General features: G+C 66.0%; 15 protein-coding genes. 5 read left to right on the top strand and 10 right to left on the bottom strand.

What is annotated here, in order from left to right:
• Window positions 1-2: 2 nt before the first annotated feature.
• From G5C50_RS15755 to G5C50_RS15720, 8 genes are all read right to left on the bottom strand, one after another.
• Entirely contained in the window at window positions 3-785 is a 783-nt protein-coding gene (locus G5C50_RS15755; protein ID WP_165071132.1) for a succinate dehydrogenase/fumarate reductase iron-sulfur subunit, read from the bottom strand.
• Window positions 786-872: 87 nt separating this feature from the next.
• A complete protein-coding gene (locus G5C50_RS15750; RefSeq protein WP_165070937.1) occupies window positions 873-2789 on the bottom strand; it encodes a fumarate reductase/succinate dehydrogenase flavoprotein subunit in 1917 nt (638 codons plus the stop codon).
• A 12-nt stretch (window positions 2790-2801) separates the two neighbouring features.
• Window positions 2802-3503 (bottom strand): succinate dehydrogenase cytochrome b subunit, encoded by a 702-nt coding sequence (locus tag G5C50_RS15745; protein WP_165070936.1) that lies wholly within the window; start codon window positions 3501-3503, stop codon window positions 2802-2804.
• A gap of 179 nt (window positions 3504-3682) precedes the next feature.
• On the bottom strand, window positions 3683-4108 hold the full coding sequence (gene mce / locus G5C50_RS15740) for a methylmalonyl-CoA epimerase (protein WP_165070934.1): 426 nt from the start codon (window positions 4106-4108) through the stop codon (window positions 3683-3685).
• Window positions 4109-4181: 73 nt separating this feature from the next.
• Window positions 4182-4568: a biotin/lipoyl-containing protein gene (locus tag G5C50_RS15735; protein ID WP_165070932.1), complete on the bottom strand. Its 387-nt coding sequence runs from the start codon at window positions 4566-4568 to the stop codon at window positions 4182-4184.
• Window positions 4565-4879, bottom strand: coding sequence for a hypothetical protein (locus G5C50_RS15730; protein ID WP_165070930.1), 315 nt, complete (start codon window positions 4877-4879; stop codon window positions 4565-4567). Before G5C50_RS15730 ends, G5C50_RS15735 begins: the two co-directional genes overlap by 4 nt.
• A gap of 21 nt (window positions 4880-4900) precedes the next feature.
• Window positions 4901-6460: an acyl-CoA carboxylase subunit beta gene (locus G5C50_RS15725; protein ID WP_165070929.1), complete on the bottom strand. Its 1560-nt coding sequence runs from the start codon at window positions 6458-6460 to the stop codon at window positions 4901-4903.
• A gap of 22 nt (window positions 6461-6482) precedes the next feature.
• On the bottom strand, window positions 6483-7985 hold the full coding sequence (locus G5C50_RS15720; protein WP_165070928.1) for a methylmalonyl-CoA carboxytransferase subunit 5S: 1503 nt from the start codon (window positions 7983-7985) through the stop codon (window positions 6483-6485).
• A gap of 331 nt (window positions 7986-8316) precedes the next feature.
• Here G5C50_RS15720 and G5C50_RS15715 point away from each other — a divergent pair, with 331 nt between their 5' ends.
• Together G5C50_RS15715 and G5C50_RS15710 are read left to right on the top strand one after the other, a co-directional pair.
• A complete protein-coding gene (locus G5C50_RS15715) occupies window positions 8317-8718 on the top strand; it encodes an acyl-CoA thioesterase (protein ID WP_165070927.1) in 402 nt (133 codons plus the stop codon).
• Between the two features lie 25 nt (window positions 8719-8743).
• Window positions 8744-8959, top strand: a complete 216-nt coding sequence (locus G5C50_RS15710; protein ID WP_165070926.1) for a hypothetical protein — start codon at window positions 8744-8746, stop codon at window positions 8957-8959.
• Window positions 8960-8969: 10 nt separating this feature from the next.
• On the opposite strand, the gene glpX is transcribed toward G5C50_RS15710, so the two are convergent.
• On the bottom strand, window positions 8970-10031 hold the full coding sequence (gene glpX / locus G5C50_RS15705; RefSeq protein WP_165070925.1) for a class II fructose-bisphosphatase: 1062 nt from the start codon (window positions 10029-10031) through the stop codon (window positions 8970-8972).
• 28 nt (window positions 10032-10059) lie between these two features.
• Entirely contained in the window at window positions 10060-10875 is an 816-nt protein-coding gene (locus G5C50_RS15700) for an SDR family NAD(P)-dependent oxidoreductase (protein WP_165070924.1), read from the bottom strand.
• A gap of 524 nt (window positions 10876-11399) precedes the next feature.
• Between G5C50_RS15700 and scpA the strand changes: the two genes are divergently transcribed.
• From scpA to G5C50_RS15685, 3 genes are all read left to right on the top strand, one after another.
• Complete coding sequence (scpA, locus tag G5C50_RS15695) at window positions 11400-13556, top strand: methylmalonyl-CoA mutase (RefSeq protein WP_165070923.1); 2157 nt, start codon at window positions 11400-11402, stop codon at window positions 13554-13556.
• Window positions 13557-13702: 146 nt separating this feature from the next.
• Window positions 13703-14734 (top strand): methylmalonyl Co-A mutase-associated GTPase MeaB, encoded by a 1032-nt coding sequence (meaB, locus tag G5C50_RS15690; RefSeq protein WP_165070922.1) that lies wholly within the window; start codon window positions 13703-13705, stop codon window positions 14732-14734.
• Between the two features lie 40 nt (window positions 14735-14774).
• Window positions 14775-16307, top strand: coding sequence for an acyl-CoA carboxylase subunit beta (locus G5C50_RS15685; RefSeq protein ID WP_165070921.1), 1533 nt, complete (start codon window positions 14775-14777; stop codon window positions 16305-16307).
• Window positions 16308-16310 lie beyond the last annotated feature (3 nt).

Here is a 16310-nt window from a genome sequence, read left to right as displayed (position 1 = left end):
ACTCAGCCGGCGCCGCCGGCGGGAGCGGCGGCTCGGGGACGCTTCAGGCTGGCGCGGCGGTAGTCCCCGTTCAGCCGGGCGATGAAGCCCATGCTGATCTCCTTGGGACAGACGGCCTCGCATTCGCCGTGGTTGGTGCAGTTGCCGAAGCCCTCGGCGTCGGCCTGGTCGACCATCGCCAGGACTCGGTTGTCCTTCTCCGGAGCGCCCTGGGGGAGCAGGTTGAGATGCTCCGCCTTGGCGGCGACGAACAGCATGGCCGAGGCGTTCGGGCAGGCGGCCACGCAGGCGCCGCAGCCGATGCAGGCGGCGGCGTCCATGGCCAGGTCGGAATCCTGCTTCGGCACGGGGAGGCCGTTGGCCTCGGGGGCGTTGCCGGTGCGGACGGAGATGAACCCTCCGGACGCGATGATCCGGTCGAATGCGCCGCGGTCGACCACGAGGTCCTTGACCACGGGGAAGGCCGCCGCCCGCCAGGGCTCGATGGTCAGCTCGGCGCCGTCCTGGAAGCTCCGCATGTGGAGCTGGCACGACGTCGTCGCGCGGCGGGGCCCGTGGGGGCTGCCGTTGATGACCACGCCGCACTGGCCGCAGATCCCCTCGCGACAGTCGTGGTCGAAGGCGATCGGCTCCTTGCCCGACTTGATGAGCCGTTCGTTGACGACGTCGAGCATCTCCAGGAACGACATGTCAGTGCTGATGCCGCGGGCTTCCTCGCGGTAGGTTACGAACTCGCCTTCAGCCGACCGATTCTTCTGTCTCCAGACGTGCAGGGTCAGGTTCAGGAGCTTCTCTTCACCTTGTCCGGCCATTACGGATCCTCTCGGATAATGCGCCTGTGGGAATGGAGGTCGCCACGGACCGGCGCTCCGTCACTTGTAACTGCGGGTCTGGAGGTGGACGTTCTCGAACGTCAGCGGTTCGACGTGGCGGACCGGCGTCGAGTCGTCGCCGGTGTACTCCCACGCCGCGACGTGGCAGAAGTGCTCGTCGTCGCGCTGGGCTTCGTGGTCGGGGGTCTGGTATTCCTCGCGGAAGTGGGCCCCGCAGGATTCCCGACGTTCCAGGGCGTCGAGGCAAAGCAGCTCGCCGAGTTCGATCAGGTCGGCGACGCGGCTGGCCTTCTCCAGCGACTGGTTCAACTCGTCGTTCGTCCCCAGGACGCGGACGCCGTTCCAGAACTCCCGGCGCAGGACGGGCAGCTCGGCGAGGGCTTTCTTGAGGCCTTCCTCTGTGCGGCCCATGCCGCAGTAATTCCACATGATCTTGCCGAGCTCGCGGTGGAAGTCGTCGGGCGTCTTGTCCCCCTTGATGTTCAGGAGGCGCTTCGAGCGCTCGTTGACCTCGGCCTCGGCCTTCTTGAACTCGGGGTGGTCGAGCCCGACCTTGTCGAAGGAGCGGACGGTGCCGAAGTAGTTCCCCAGCGTGTAAGGGATGACGAAGTAGCCGTCAGCCAGCCCCTGCATCAGGGCGCTGGCGCCGAGGCGGTTGGCGCCGTGGTCGGAGAAGTTGGCCTCGCCGAGCACGAAGAGCCCTTCGACGGTGCTCATCAGGTTGTAGTCGACCCAGAGCCCGCCCATCGTGTAGTGGGAAGCGGGGTAGATCCGCATCGGCACCTTGTACGGGTTCTCGTCGGTGATCCGCTCGTACATGTCGAACAAGTTGCCGTAGCGTTCGCGGACCGTGTCGACGCCCAGGCGCTTGGTCGCGTCGGCGAAGTCGAGGTACACGCCGAGGCCGGTCTTGCCGACGCCCCGGCCCTCGTCGCAAACCTCCTTGGCCGCCCGCGATGCGATGTCACGCGGCGAGAGGTTGCCGAACGCGGGGTACTTCCGCTCGAGGTAGTAGTCGCGTTCGCCCTCGGGGATCTGGTCGGGCGAACGGTGGTCGCCCTGCTTCTTGGGGACCCAGATGCGGCCGTCGTTGCGGAGCGACTCCGACATCAGCGTCAGCTTGCTCTGATGATCGCCCGTGACGGGGATGCAGGTCGGGTGGATCTGAGTGTAGCAGGGGTTGGCGAGGGCGGCCCCCTTCTTGTAAGCCCGCCAGATGGCCGTGCAGTTAGAACCCTTGGCGTAGGTGGCAAGGTAGAACACCGTGCCGTAACCGCCGGTCGCCAGGATGACGGCGTCGGCGACGTGCGACTCCAACTCGCCGGTTTCCAGGTTGCGAACGACGATGCCACGAGCCTTGCCGTCGACGACGACGAGCTGCTGCATCTCGTGCCGCGTGTGCATCTTGACCGTCCCGAGGCCGACCTGCCGCTCCAGCGCCTGGTAGGCGCCGAGAAGCAACTGCTGGCCGGTCTGGCCGCGGGCGTAGAAGGTGCGGGAGACCTGGGCGCCGCCGAACGAGCGGTTGGCCAGCAGGCCGCTGTACTCGCGGGCGAACGGGACGCCCTGGGCCACGCACTGGTCGATGATGTTGATCGACACCTCGGCCAGCCGGTGGACGTTGGCCTCGCGGGCGCGGAAGTCGCCCCCCTTGATGGTGTCGTAGAAGAGGCGATGGACGCTGTCGCCGTCGTTCTGGTAGTTCTTGGCGGCGTTGATGCCGCCCTGGGCGGCGATCGAGTGGGCCCGGCGAGGGCTGTCCTGGTAGCAGAAACAGGAGACGTTGTACCCCAGCTCGGCGAGCGACGCCGCGGCGGAGCCGCCTGCCAGTCCCGAACCGACGACGATCACGGAGTACTTCCGCTTGTTCGCCGGGTTCACCAGCTTCATGTCGAACTTATGCTGGGTCCACTTTTCGGCGAGCGGGCCGGGAGGGACGTTCGATTTCAGTTCCACGGAAGGCTCCGATCACTTGAGAAGGCCGGCCATCACGGCCAGGGGGACGGTCGCGAAACCCACCGTCACCAGCGCGGTGAAGATGGTGGCGGCGGCTCGCCCGACCGAGCCGTAGCGGCCTTCGGGCAGGCCCAGCGTCAGCATCATGCTCCAGACGCCGTGCCAGAGGTGGAACGCCAGCATCGCCATGGCCAGGACGTAAATCAGGCCGTAGACGCCTGTCAGGCCCGTCACCACGTTGTGATAGACCTTCCCTTCCTCAAAGTGCGGGTGGACCGTGCCGGTCGTCAGGTGGAGGATGTGGAAGATGATGAAGGCCAGCAGCAGCGGACCGGTGATCTTCATCGACCGCGAGGCGTAGCTGGACTCCCGCCATTTGCGCATCCGGTAGCCCTTGGGGCGAGCCGCGCCGTTCCGCTTCAAGAGCGCGATGTAGGCGTAGATGTGCAGTGCAATCGTGCCCAGCAGTCCGAATCGGACTGTCCACAGCAGCGCGGGTTCCTTGCGAAGCAGCCGGCCGTAGTCGTCAAGCGCCTCCGCGCCCTGATAGGCCTGGAGGTTGCCGAGCATATGGCCCAGCACGAACAAGGAGAGCAAGACGCCGGAAAAGGCCATGACCAGCTTCAGCCCGATCGAGGAGGTCAGAAACCTCTGGACTCGATTGCGGGGGGCCGGTCTCCGCCCGGCGGCGGGACTCGTCGCGACCGCGCTCATGTCAGTTTCCTGTAGCACAAGGAGGGGACCGGTCGGCCGCAGTGGCGCGGCCTAGGTCCGGAAACCGAAGCGGGCGCGGGGAAGGCCGGGTGCCTCCTCCGCGCCATATTTCCATCCCATTCTATGCGAGCGAAACCGCTCGGGCGAGAAGGCCGCGGCGTCGCGGCCGTTTAACACGATCAGTGAGCGTCCTTCGAGACTTCGCAAAGCTCGGTCAGAACCCCGAAGGTGCTCTTGGGGTGGACGAAGGCGATTTGCAGGTGATGCGAGCCCGGCCGAGCCTTCTCGTCAATCATCCGCAGCCCCTTCGCCTTGACGTCGGCGATCCGGGCGTTGATGTCGTCGACCTCAAGCGCGACGTGGTGCAGTCCTTCGCCCTTTTTCTCGATGAACGTCGCGACCGTGCTGGTCGGATCGGTCGGCTCGAGAAGTTCAAAGCGAACCGGGCCGACGCGGAAGAAGCCGACCTTCACCTTTTGGTCGGCGACGACTTCCTCTCCCTCGAAGAGAGCGCCGAGCACCTCGGTGTAGTATTCCTTCTGGGCCTCGATCGACCGGACGGCGATGCCGATGTGGTTGACGGCCTTGACGTCGGCGGCGGCCATGTCTGTCTCCTTCTTATTTTTCGCTTGCGCGGAAAGCCGTCGCGACGCGCCGGGGGCGCGTCGCGACGGAGGGTCATTCAAATTCGACGAGAACCTGCCCCTGCTTCACGGCGTCGCCGGCGGCGACGTTGATCTTGGCGATCTTGCCGGCGGCGGGGGCGGTGATCGAGGTTTCCATCTTCATCGCTTCGATGACGACGAGGACCCCGTTCGGTTCGATTTTCTGGCCGACCTGGGCCTCGACGCGGGAGACGGTCCCGGCGAACGGGCTGCGGCAGACCTTGGATTCATCGGCGACCTTCTCGACGGCGGCCGACGGCGACGCCGTTGGTGCGACGGGGGCGGCTGGGACGCGGACCTGGCCGATCGGCGCGACGAAGCCGGGCTTGGCCCGCTCCGGCTCCGAGACCTCGACGTCCACCTCATACAGTTTGCCGTCCACGGTGATCTTGAGTTTCAAGGCTGGCTCCTCGCCGTGCTCAGGGCGTGCGACGCCTGGATGGCGACCCGGCCTTGCTGGGCCCAGGCGTCGGAGCCGAGCAACTGAATCTGGCGGATGTGGGCTTTCTTGCCGAGGAACGCGGCGATGGCCGCGGAGATGATCATGAGCGTTTCGTCGCTCAGGGAGACGGCGACTGGCGCTGGAGCCGCCGCGGGGCGGGCCTGGGCGGCTTCCAGCGTTGCGACCCGTTCCCCGAGGCGGGCGACGTCGGCCCGGAGCGACTCCAGGAGTTCGACGACGTCGGCCAGGGCGGGCTTTTCCTTACTCATCGTGGGCCTCGCTCCGGCGGTTTAGAGGGGGATCAGGCCGTGCTTCTTGGGCGGTCGCTGCTCGCGCTTGGTGCTGAGATACTCGAGCGCCTGTGCGAGATGCTTGCGCGTGTCGGCCGGCTCGATGATGTCGTCGACCAGCCGGCGGCCGGCGGCGACGTACGGCGTCGAGAAGGCGTCCTTGTACTGCTGGATCAGCTCGGCCCGCTTGGCGGCCTTGTCGGGGGCCTGATCCATCTCCTTGCGGAAGACGATCTCGACGGCTCCCTCGGCGCCCATCACGGCGACCTCGGCCGTCGGCCAGGCGAAGACGCGGTCGGCCCCCAGGTCCTTTGAGCACATCGCCAGGTGGGCGCCGCCGAACGACTTCCGGAGGATGACCTGGATCTTGGGGACCGTCGTCGCCGAGTAGGCGAAGAGCATCTTGGCCCCGTGGCGGATGATCCCGCCGTATTCCTGCTGAACGCCCGGCAGGAACCCCGGGACGTCCACGAACGTGATCAACGGAATGTTGAACGCGTTGCAGAACCGGATGAACCGCGCCCCCTTGTCCGAGGCGTTGATGTCGAGCGCTCCCGACATCACCTGCGGCTGGTTGGCTACGATCCCCACCGGCCGGCCCAGGATCCGGGCGAAGCCGACGACGAGGTTCATCGCATAGCCGTCCTGAACCTCCAGGAAGTCCCCCTGGTCGACGATCGCCGTGATCACCCGGCGGACGTCGTAGGCCTGCTTGGGTTCGACCGGGACGATCTTGTTGAGTTCAGGGTTCGGGTCGACGTTGTTCTGGGCCTCGATGCGAGGCGGGTCTTCCAGGTTGTTGGAAGGGAGGAAGCTGAGCAGTCGGCGGCAGAGGTAGAGGGCTTCCTCATCGTTCTCGGCGACGAAGTGGACGACGCCGGAGTTGGCCATGTGGGCGTCGGCCCCGCCGAGGGCGTCGCCCGTGATCTGCTCGCCGGTCACCTGCTTGATGACCTGCGGCCCCGTGATGAACATCTGGGCCTTGCGGGTCATGATGATGAAGTCGGTCAGGGCGGGCGAGTAAGCCGCGCCGCCGGCGCAAGGCCCGCAGATCAGGGAGATCTGCGGCACCGCCCCGGACAGCGAGACGTTCGTGAAGAACACCTTGCCGTAGCCGGAGAGGCTGTTGATCCCTTCCTGCACTCGGGCGCCGCCCGAGTCGTTGATGAAGACGAACGGGCTGCCGGTGTGCAGCGACATCTCCATCACCTCGGCGACCTTCAGCGAGTGGACCTCGCCGGCCGAGCCTCCGAGGACGCTGAAGTCCTGGCTGGCGAGGTGGACCAGCCGGCCGTCGATCGACGCCGCGCCGGTGACCACGCCGTCGGCCGGGACTTCCTTGCCGGCCATGCCGAACTCAGTCTGGCGGTGGCGGGCGAACAGGCCGATCTCCTCGAAGCTACCGTCGTCCACCAGCGACTTGACGCGCTCGCGGGCGGTGAGCTTGCCGTCTTTCTTCTGTTTTTCCAGCCGCGCCGGGCCGCCACCTTCGGCAAGGTGGGCCCGAGCGGCTCGCAGCTCGTCGACGAGCTGCTCCATCGACTTCGGCGCCGTACTCATGATCGGGTCTCTCTTTCTCGGGTCAGGCCGGTTGGACGGTCACCTTGTGTGTCTTTTCGCCGATGTGGACGTCATAGGTGACCGGGCCTGTGATCGACGCATGGCCGTCGGCGCCGGGGCCGGCCGCCGGCTTGGCGGCTGCGGCTGCCGGGCTCTTGCATGGGTCCTTGGGACCCTCGGCTCGCTTGGCGAAGAACTTGGGGGCGACCTGGGGGAACATCGCGTACGTCAGCGTGTCTTCGGGAGTGCCGTCGTTCCCCGGCAGCGCCTTGGCGGCCTTGTCGAGGGTCTCCCACTCGGGCTTGAGCAGGTCGGCGGGCCGGTTCGTGATCGGGGACTTCTTGGCGTGCTTCTCGGCCGCCGCAACGACCGCCGGGTCGCGTTCCGCGATCGTCTCGCCGTAGTAGCCCAGCATCAGGTCGGCGAACTCGCCGGTGAGCGCCTTGTATTCACCCATCAATACATTAAAAACCGCCTGTGTGCCGACGATCTGGCTCGACGGCGTCACCAGCGGCGGATAGCCGGCCGCCTTGCGGACCTTGGGGACCTCGGCCAGCACTTCCTTGAGTCGGTCGCCGGCCCCTTGCTGGCGGAGTTGGCTCTCCATGTTGGAGATCATGCCGCCGGGGATCTGGCTGTCGAAGATCTCGGTCTCGACGCCGTAGATCTTGGACTCGAACTCCGCGTAGCGGGGGCGGACCTTGGCGAAGTGCTCCTTGATCTTGAGCAGTCGGTCCTTGTCGAGCTTCGTTTCGTAGCCGGTGCCGGCCAGCATCTCGACGAGGGCCTCGGTCGGGTTGTGCCCGGGGCCGAGCGAGAGCGACGAGATGGCCGTGTCGACGATGTCCGCGCCGGCCTCGATGGCCTTCATCAGGCTGACCATGGTCACGCCGGTCGTCGAATGGACGTGGACGTGGACGAGTGTGTCCTCGCCGCACTTCTCCTTAATGCCCCGGACGATGTCAAACGCCGGCTGCGGCCGCAGCAGGGCCGCCATGTCTTTGAGGCAGATCGACGACGCGCCCATTTCCTTCAGCCGCTGGGCCAGGTCGACGAACTTTTCAACCGTGTGCAGCGGCGACGTCGTGTAGCAGATCGTCCCCTCGGCCCACTTGCCGGTGCGCTTCACGGCGTCCATCGCCCGCTTCAGATTGCGCGGGTCGTTGAGCGCGTCGAAGACGCGGAAGACGTCCATGCCGTTCTCGGCCGACTTGTCGACGAACCGGTCGACGACCGAGTCTTCGTAGTGGCGATAGCCAAGAAGGTTCTGGCCCCGCAGCAGCATCTGGAGCCGCGAGTTCGGCAGGAGCTTGCGGAACGTCCGCAGCCGCTCCCACGGGTCTTCGTTCAGGAATCGAATGCACGAGTCGTACGTGGCGCCGCCCCAGCACTCGACGCTCCAAAAGCCGGCCTTGTCGATATCCTCGCATGCGGGGACCATGTCCTCCATCGTCATGCGCGTGGCCAGCAAGCTCTGGTGGGCGTCGCGGAGGACGAGCTCCGTGACCTCAACCGTGCGTGACATCTTCGCGAACTCCTCTGCAGAAATCCGCCTCGCTGTCGGGCGCGTCCGGCCCGACGTGAAGGGCGGAAGATTCGTCAAGTGCGGGAGGGCGGGAAGGCCGGTATGATCCGGGGCCGCACTCTGCGGGCTTGAGTGGGAAGGGCGGCGGCCGGAGATTGATGGAGAGTCCGGACGCCAGGACTCCATCATAGATCACCTCGAACCGACTGCCAATGCGGAGAAGCGTCTTTATTGTGATTTTGTATCGAAATTCCAGTATGGACTGTATGAAACGCGCAGTCGGCCACGCCGACCGGCGGTGAGACGACATTCACGGGAGTTGGAGGAATCGATGATGAAGGAGGTCACGCTCGACATTGTGGTCCGACCGACGGAGATCGACGTCAACGCGCATGTGAACAACGCGAAGTTCGTCGAGTACCTCGAATGGGGACGTGAAGAGTGGTACGACCGCAACGACCTGCAATACGACCGACTCAAAGCGATGGGGGCGACGACCGTCACGGTCAACGTGAATGTCAACTATCGCAGCGAATGCCGCCAGGGGGAAGTGCTCACCATCGTTACGCGTCCCGAGCGCCTGGGACGGACGAGCTTCACGTTCCACCAGGAGATCCGCAAGGCGGACGGCACGGTCGCCATTGACGCCAGTGTGACGCTGGTGACGGTCGACCCGGAGACACGCAAGCCGCGCGTCGTTCCCGAGGAACTGGCCGCGGCGTTCACCACATAATCGCGACGTGAGGAAGCAGCGAGTCATGGACAAGCGCGGACTCGGCCTCTGGACGAACTTGCGTTCATTGATGGCGACGGTCTTGATCGTTGCTCTCGCCGCCGCCGCACTCCGAGCAGCCCGGACGGCTGCTGTCCCAGGTCCGCGCTGGGATCCATCCGGCCCGATCATGTCGATCGAACCACCGGAATCGGCCAGGTTCGCCGATCCGTACGACCAGGATTCGCCGGGTGCGAAATGAACCGAGGTCGTCAGGCCGGATCGCCCTGACGGAGATTGGGGGGCAGGGGGTGCGCGGGGCGGTCGCGGCGACGGTCGGCGTCGGCCGTCTCGCTGGCTTCCAGGAATTCCCAGCGATGCTCGGCCTTGATGGTGCGGATCGTGCCGGATCGGGAACGCATCACGACCGACTCAGTAGAGGCGCCCTCCTGGCTGTAGCGGACGCCTCGCAGGAGTGAGCCGTCGGTGATGCCTGTGGCCGCGAAGAAGACGTCCTGGCCTCGAACGAGGTCTTCAGTCGTCAGGATCCGCTCCAGGTCGTAGCCGGCGTCGAGCACGGCCTTGCGCTCGGCGTCGCTTCGAGGCCGGAGCCGCCCCTGGATCGCGCCGCCGAGGCACTTCAAGGCGGCGGCGGTGATGACGCCTTCGGGAGTGCCGCCGATGGTGTAGAGCAGATCGATCCCCGTGCCGCGCGTGGCCGCGGCAATGGCTGCGGCCACGTCGCCGTCGGTGAAGAGGTTGACGCGAGCGCCCAGCGCGCGGACGCGCGCCATCGCGTCGTGGTGGCGCTCGCGATCCTGGATGGCGACGGTCAGGTCCTCGACGTCCATCCCCTTCGCGGCGGCGACCTTCCGAACGTTGTCCTCGATCGGTGCGGCGACGTCGATGGCGTCGGCGGCCTCGCGACCGGCAGCCAGCTTCTCCATGTAGAAGCAGGGGCCGGGGTCGAACATCGTCCCGCGCTCGGAGACGGCGACGACGGCGACAGCGTTGGCCATCCCCCCGGCGACGAGCTTCGTGCCGTCGATCGGGTCGACGGCGACGTCCACCTGAGGACCGTCTCCGGTCCCCAGATGTTCGCCGTTGAACAGCATGGGGGCCTCGTCCTTCTCCCCCTCGCCGATGACGACCACGCCGTCGAACTGGATGGAGTTGAACAGCAGCCGCATGGCGTCGACGGCCGCGCCGTCGGCGGCGTTCTTGTCGCCGCGGCCGACCCATCGAGCCGCCGCAAGGGCGGCGGCCTCGGTGGTCCGGACCAGGTCGAGCGCGAGGTTGTGGTCCGGGTTGACGTGAACGCGGTGGCGGCTCATGGGGCGGTTCCGGTGCAGGCCAAGGGCGTCAGGCGTGGGGATGCCAGCCCGCGTCGGCCCAGAGCTGACCGCTGACGGCCGAGTTGCAGATCAGGAAGTAGATCGCGTCGGCGATTTCCGACGGGGCGATCAGGCGGCGGAGCTGCGTGTGCGGCAGAATGTTCTTCTCGATGTACTCGTCGCCCAGGGCGCGGGTCATCGGCGTATCGGTGTATCCGGGGTGGATGACCGCGCAGCGGACGCCGTAGTTGATCGCTTCCTTGGAGAGGGTGGAGGCCACCCCTTCCAGCCCCGACTTCGAGGCGGCGTAGGCGATCTGTCCCGAGTTGCCGTGCGGAGTGACCGCGCCCAGGAAGATGATCGTCCCCTGGATTCCCTCGTCAGGGTTCCAGGTCGTCTTTCCCTTCTTCTGGCGATCCTCGGCGATCCGGGCGATCGTCTCCATCGCCCAGGCGGCCGCGGCGATGAGGTTGACCTCGCAGACTTCGCGGAACTTGTCGAGAGGGAAGGTCGCGGCTTTCCCCGACTTCGCGTCGACCTTGACGGCGGGCTGGTCGTGGCCGACGCCGGCGGCCGGGATGCAGATGCTCGGCGCGCCGTACTTGCTGGTGATGAGATCGAAAGCCTTGGAGCGGAAAGCTGGGTCGGTTACATCACCGATGAGCGCCTCGGCGACGGGCTTTTCCATACGATCGTTGATCGTCCGAGCAACGTTCAGGACGCTCTCGCTGGTGTCGACGAGGCCGACGGCCGCGATCCCGCGATCGGCGAGTTCCAGCGCCACGGCCTGGCCGATGCCGCTGCCGGCCCCGGTGATGATGGCCGACTTTCCTTTAATAATCATGGCGGAACTCCCGTTGATGCCGCGGAGGTTGTTTTGACGGAACCCCGTGCCGGGCATGGCCGGCGGGGGGGCGAAGCCTTCGCCCGAGAGGCGACTGCGCCCCCCTCAATCGTGTCAGATTCCCAGGGCGTGTCAAGGGATGGTCGCCTTCGACGGAACAGGATGTTTTGATTTGAGACGCGGCGTGGGCCGCGACGATGTGGCCGTCGTGTTCGAAATTCGTGAAAAACGTGAAACTCGCGACGGGTGGTTCTCACGCTGGCTCGACCGCCGACGGTCGGTTATGCTGGCACACGTTGAGAAGGCCCGGGATGATCGCCGACCGGCGGCCCCGGGAGCCCGGCCCGTTCGCGGCCTGGGCCGACGCCGCCCCTTTTTCCGACGGGCGGCTCGCACGCTTTCCGGGACCAGGCGACGATTCCGGCCCGGTCCGTCGGCAGGCCGATCCGCCCCGACGACCTCAGGCCCAACCTCCCACGCCGCGGCGGTCCCCTATCGTTCGGAAAGGGATGAGAGGTCCGCAGATGAGCGAGTCGCTGCCGAATTCCTCCGACCTGAGCGGCTGGACCAAGGCCGCCGCCAAGTTCGCCCCTGAGAACAAGGTGGAGAATCTGGACTGGAAGACTCCCGAGGGCATCGACGTCAAGCCCCTCTACACGGCGAAGGATCTTGACGGGCTTCAGTACGACGACACGCTTCCCGGCTTCGAGCCGTTCGTCCGCGGCCCTCAGGCGACGATGTACGCCGTCCGCCCCTGGACCATCCGCCAGTACGCCGGCTTCTCCACGGCCGAGGAGTCGAACGCCTTCTACAAGCGGACCCTCGCCGGCGGCGGCCAGGGGATCTCCGTGGCCTTCGACCTGGCGACTCACCGCGGTTACGACTCCGACCATCCCCGCGTCCAGGGGGACGTGGGCAAGGCCGGCGTGGCCATCGACTCGGTCGAGGACATGAAGATCCTGTTCGACGGGATCCCCCTCGACAAGGTCTCGGTCTCCATGACGATGAACGGGGCGGTTCTGCCGATCCTCGCCGGCTACATCGTCGCCGCGGAAGAGCAGGGCGTCACGCTCGACAAGCTCTCTGGGACCATCCAGAACGACATCCTCAAGGAGTTCATGGTCCGCAACACTTACATCTATCCCCCTGAGCCCTCGATGCGGATCGTCGCCGACATCATCGAGTACACGGCTCATCACATGCCCAAGTTCAATTCGATCTCGATCTCGGGCTACCACATGCAGGAGGCCGGCGCGACTCAGGCGCTGGAGCTCGGCCTGACGCTCGGCGACGGCAAGGAGTACGTCAAGACGGCGCTGGCGAAGGGGCTGGACGTCGACGAGTTCGCCGGCCGGCTTAGCTTCTTCTTCGCGATCGGGATGAACTTCTACCTGGAGGTCGCCAAGCTCCGCGCCGCACGACTGCTCTGGTGGAAGATCATGAAGGGCTTCAACCCCAAGAAGCCCAAGTCGATGATGCTGCGGACGCACTGCCAGACCTCGGGCTGGTCGCTTACCGAGCAAGACCCTTACAACAACGTCGTGCGAACGGCGATCGAGGCGATGGCGGCGGTCTTCGGCGGGACGCAGTCGTTGCACACGAACTCGTTCGACGAGGCCATCGCGCTGCCGACCGACTTCTCGGCCCGGATCGCCCGCAACACGCAGATCATCATCCAGGAAGAGTCGCACATCTGTTCCGTCGTCGATCCCTGGGCCGGCTCCTACATGATGGAGAAGCTCACGCAGGAGATCGCCGACAAGGCGTGGGAGATCATCGAAGAGGTCGAGAAGCTCGGCGGCATGACCAAGGCGGTCGAGTCCGGCTGGGCCAAGATGAAGATCGAGGAGTGCGCCGCGGAGAAGCAGGCGCGGATCGACTCCGGCCTCGACGTCATCGTCGGCGTGAACAAGTACCGTCTCCCGAAAGAAGACCCGGTCGAGATTCGCGAGATCGACAACACGGCCGTCCGCGATTCCCAGATCGCCCGCCTCAAAGCGGTCCGCGCCAACCGCGATTCGGCGGCCGTCAAGAAGGCGCTCGACGAGCTTTCCGAGGTCGCTCACAAGGGCGAAGGCAACCTGCTTGAGGCGACGGTCAAGGCGGTCCGCCTTCGAGCCACCATCGGCGAGGTCTCCGACGCACTCGAGAAGATGTGGGGTCGCTTCCGGGCCAAGAACCAGGTGATCTCGGGAGTCTACGGGATGGCGTTCGGCAAGAACCTGGAGTGGGACGAGTTGAAGGCCGAAGTGGACAAGTTCGCCGAGGAAGAAGGCCGCCGTCCCCGCGTGATGATCGCCAAACTGGGCCAGGACGGTCATGACCGCGGCGCCAAGGTCGTGGCCACAGCGCTCGCCGACCTGGGCTTCGACATCGACATCGGCCCGCTCTTCCAGACGCCCGAGGAAGCCGCCCGGCAGGCGATCGAGAACGACTGCCACGCCGTCGGCGTCTCCACCCTGGCCGCCGGCCACAAAACGCTCGTCCCCGAGTTGGTCAAGGCTCTGAAAGACCAGGGGGCGGATGACATCTGCGTCTTCGTCGGGGGCGTCATCCCCGTCCAGGATTACGACTTCCTCTACCAGGCCGGCGCCGTGGGCATCTTCGGTCCTGGAACCCCCATCCCGGACTGCGCCAAGAAGATCCTCGAAGCCATTCGCAAGAGCCGCATTCCTGCGTAAGCTCGGGGCATCGGACGAGGTCGATCCGCACGCTCCTTTCATGGGGGATGCGGGTCGGCCGCGCCTCTCGGTGGCAGGCGATTCGGATATGATGTTCTGGGCGGCTGCATGAGCCGGTCCGCATCCGCACGATCGATTGAGAACTCATGTCGAGCGATCTAGAAGCAGCAACGACTTCTGAGAGCCGAGTGACCCTCGACTCGGCCGACCAGGCTCTCGTGGACGGCGTCCTGAAGCGTCAACCTCGGGCGCTGGCCAAGGCGATCACGCTGATCGAGTCCACTCGCTCCGATCACCGTCGACGCGCCGCGGGCGTTCTCGACGCCCTGCTGCCCCACACGGGGAATTCGATCCGGCTGGGCATCAGCGGGTCGCCGGGGGCGGGGAAATCGACGTTCATTGAGGCCCTCGGGCTGGCGTTGATCAGGCGCGGGCGTCGCGTGGCCGTCCTCGCGGTCGATCCCTCCAGCAGCATCTCGGGCGGCTCGATCCTGGGGGACAAGACCCGGATGGAGCACCTGTCGGTCAGCCCCGACGCATTCATCCGGCCCTCGCCGTCACGCGGGTCGCTCGGCGGCGTGGCCGACAAGACGCGCGAGGCCATGCTGATCTGCGAGGCCGCCGGCTTTGACGTCATCCTGATCGAGACCGTCGGCGTCGGCCAGTCCGAGACGACGGTCGCCGGCATGGTCGACGCCTTCGTGCTCGTCCAGCTTCCAAACGCGGGCGATGACCTTCAGGCGATCAAGAAAGGGATCGTCGAGATCGCCGACGTCATCGTCGTCAACAAGGCGGATATCGATCCCGACGCTGCTGAGTTGGCCCGCCGGCAACTCGCCGGTGCACTCTCGCTGCTGCGGCATCCGTCGCCCAACTGGAAGCCCGTCGTCGTCGCCCTCAGCGCGGCGAAGAGTCAGGGGATCGACAAGTTCTGGGACGAGATCGAGCGGTTGCGCCGAACCCTGACGAAGTCCGGCGACTTCACCGAGAAACGCCGCCGACAATCGGTCGACTGGATGTGGAGCCTGATCGACCAGGGCCTCCGCCAGAGGTTCCGCGAGAACGCCAACGTCCGTCGCGAGCTTGAGCCGACGAGTCGGTCCGTCGCCGAGGGCCGGACCACGGCCGCCGCCGCCGCCTATCGTCTGCTCGATTTCGTGGAAGCCGACGGCGACTGATTCGACCCCCTTCAAAGCAACGTTCCTCGGAGCCTGGAACATGCACGAGATCATCCGCCGGCTCGACGAGAAGCGGGCCGCGGCGCGTCTGGGCGGGGGCGAGAAGCGGATCGCCGCGCAGCATTCGAAGGGGAAGCTCACGGCCCGAGAGCGCATCGAGCTGCTCCTCGATCCCGGCTCGTTTGAAGAATGGGACATGTTTAAGGGCCACCGTTGCACCGACTTCGGCATGGCCGATCAGGTGATCCCCGGCGATGGCGTGGTCACCGGCTACGGCACCATCAACGGCCGACTCGTCTTCGTCTTCAGTCAGGACTTCACCGTCTTCGGCGGGTCGCTCTCGGAGGCTCACGCCGAGAAGATCTGCAAGATCATGGACAAGGCCACGGACGTCGGCGCCCCCGTGATCGGGCTGAACGACTCGGGAGGCGCCCGTATCCAGGAGGGCGTCGCCTCGCTGGGGGGCTATGCGGACGTCTTCCTTCGCAACGTGGAGGCCTCGGGCGTCGTCCCGCAGATCTCTCTCGTCATGGGGCCTTGCGCGGGGGGCGCTGTTTATTCGCCGGCGATGACCGACTTCATCTTCATGGTGAAGGACTCGTCGTACATGTTCGTCACCGGCCCGGACGTCGTGAAGACGGTCACCCATGAATCGGTCTCGGCCGAGGAGTTGGGCGGCGCGGTGACGCATACGACGAAGTCGGGCGTCGCCGATCTGGCCTTTGAGAACGACGTCGAGGCGCTCATGATGACGCGCCGGCTGTTCACGTTCATCCCGTCCAACAACCGTGAGAGCCCTCCCGCCGTCCCGACCGAAGACCCTGTCGACCGTCGCGAGCCGTCGCTCGATTCGCTCGTTCCCGACGACCCGAACAAGCCCTATGACATCAGGGAGCTGATCCTCAAGGTCGTCGACGAGTGGGACTTCTTCGAACTGATGCCCGACCACGCGCGGAACATCGTGATCGGCTTCGGGCGAATCGGCGGCCGGAGCGTGGGGTTCGTGGCGAATCAGCCGCTGGTTCTGGCCGGCTGCCTGGACATCAAGAGCTCGATCAAGGCCGCGCGGTTCGTCCGGTTCTGCGACGCATTCAACATCCCCGTGGTGACGTTCGTGGACGTCCCGGGCTTCATGCCGGGGACGGCCCAGGAGTACGGCGGCATCATCAAGCACGGGGCGAAGCTCCTGTACGCTTACGCCGAGTGCACGGCTCCCAAGGTCACCGTCATCACCCGCAAGGCTTACGGCGGGGCGTACGACGTGATGTCGTCGAAGCACCTCAAGGGGGACGTCAACTTCGCCTGGCCTTCGTCGGAGATCGCCGTGATGGGGCCGAAGGGCGCGGTGGAGATCATCTTCCGAGACGAGAAGAAGGATCCCGAGAAGATCGCCGCCCGCGAGCGCGAGTATCGCGAGAAGTTCGCCAACCCGTTCATCGCCGGTCATCGCGGTTTCATCGACGACGTCATCATGCCCCAGGAGACGCGCGGCCGGTTGGCGCGTTCGCTGGAGATGCTCCGGAGGAAGAAGGTCGAGCGGCCCTGGCGGAAGCACGGCAACATCCCTCTCTGACGA

This window comes from Paludisphaera rhizosphaerae (assembly GCF_011065895.1).
GTDB classification, from domain to species: domain Bacteria; phylum Planctomycetota; class Planctomycetia; order Isosphaerales; family Isosphaeraceae; genus Paludisphaera; species Paludisphaera rhizosphaerae.
Note: the sequence above shows the minus strand (reverse complement) of the source record. Positions and strands in the feature narration are given on the sequence as shown.

Coding starts and splice junctions, on each gene's coding strand:
- G5C50_RS15745 (WP_165070936.1), bottom strand. CDS start 3,503: ATGAGCGCGGTCGCGACGAGTCCCGCCGCCGGGCGGAGACCGGCCCCC.
- mce (WP_165070934.1), bottom strand. CDS start 4,108: ATGGCCGCCGCCGACGTCAAGGCCGTCAACCACATCGGCATCGCCGTC.
- G5C50_RS15730 (WP_165070930.1), bottom strand. CDS start 4,879: ATGAGTAAGGAAAAGCCCGCCCTGGCCGACGTCGTCGAACTCCTGGAG.
- G5C50_RS15725 (WP_165070929.1), bottom strand. CDS start 6,460: ATGAGTACGGCGCCGAAGTCGATGGAGCAGCTCGTCGACGAGCTGCGA.
- G5C50_RS15720 (WP_165070928.1), bottom strand. CDS start 7,985: ATGTCACGCACGGTTGAGGTCACGGAGCTCGTCCTCCGCGACGCCCAC.
- G5C50_RS15715 (WP_165070927.1), top strand. CDS start 8,317: ATGATGAAGGAGGTCACGCTCGACATTGTGGTCCGACCGACGGAGATC.
- G5C50_RS15710 (WP_165070926.1), top strand. CDS start 8,744: ATGGACAAGCGCGGACTCGGCCTCTGGACGAACTTGCGTTCATTGATG.
- glpX (WP_165070925.1), bottom strand. CDS start 10,031: ATGAGCCGCCACCGCGTTCACGTCAACCCGGACCACAACCTCGCGCTC.
- G5C50_RS15700 (WP_165070924.1), bottom strand. CDS start 10,875: ATGATTATTAAAGGAAAGTCGGCCATCATCACCGGGGCCGGCAGCGGC.
- scpA (WP_165070923.1), top strand. CDS start 11,400: ATGAGCGAGTCGCTGCCGAATTCCTCCGACCTGAGCGGCTGGACCAAG.
- meaB (WP_165070922.1), top strand. CDS start 13,703: ATGTCGAGCGATCTAGAAGCAGCAACGACTTCTGAGAGCCGAGTGACC.
- G5C50_RS15685 (WP_165070921.1), top strand. CDS start 14,775: ATGCACGAGATCATCCGCCGGCTCGACGAGAAGCGGGCCGCGGCGCGT.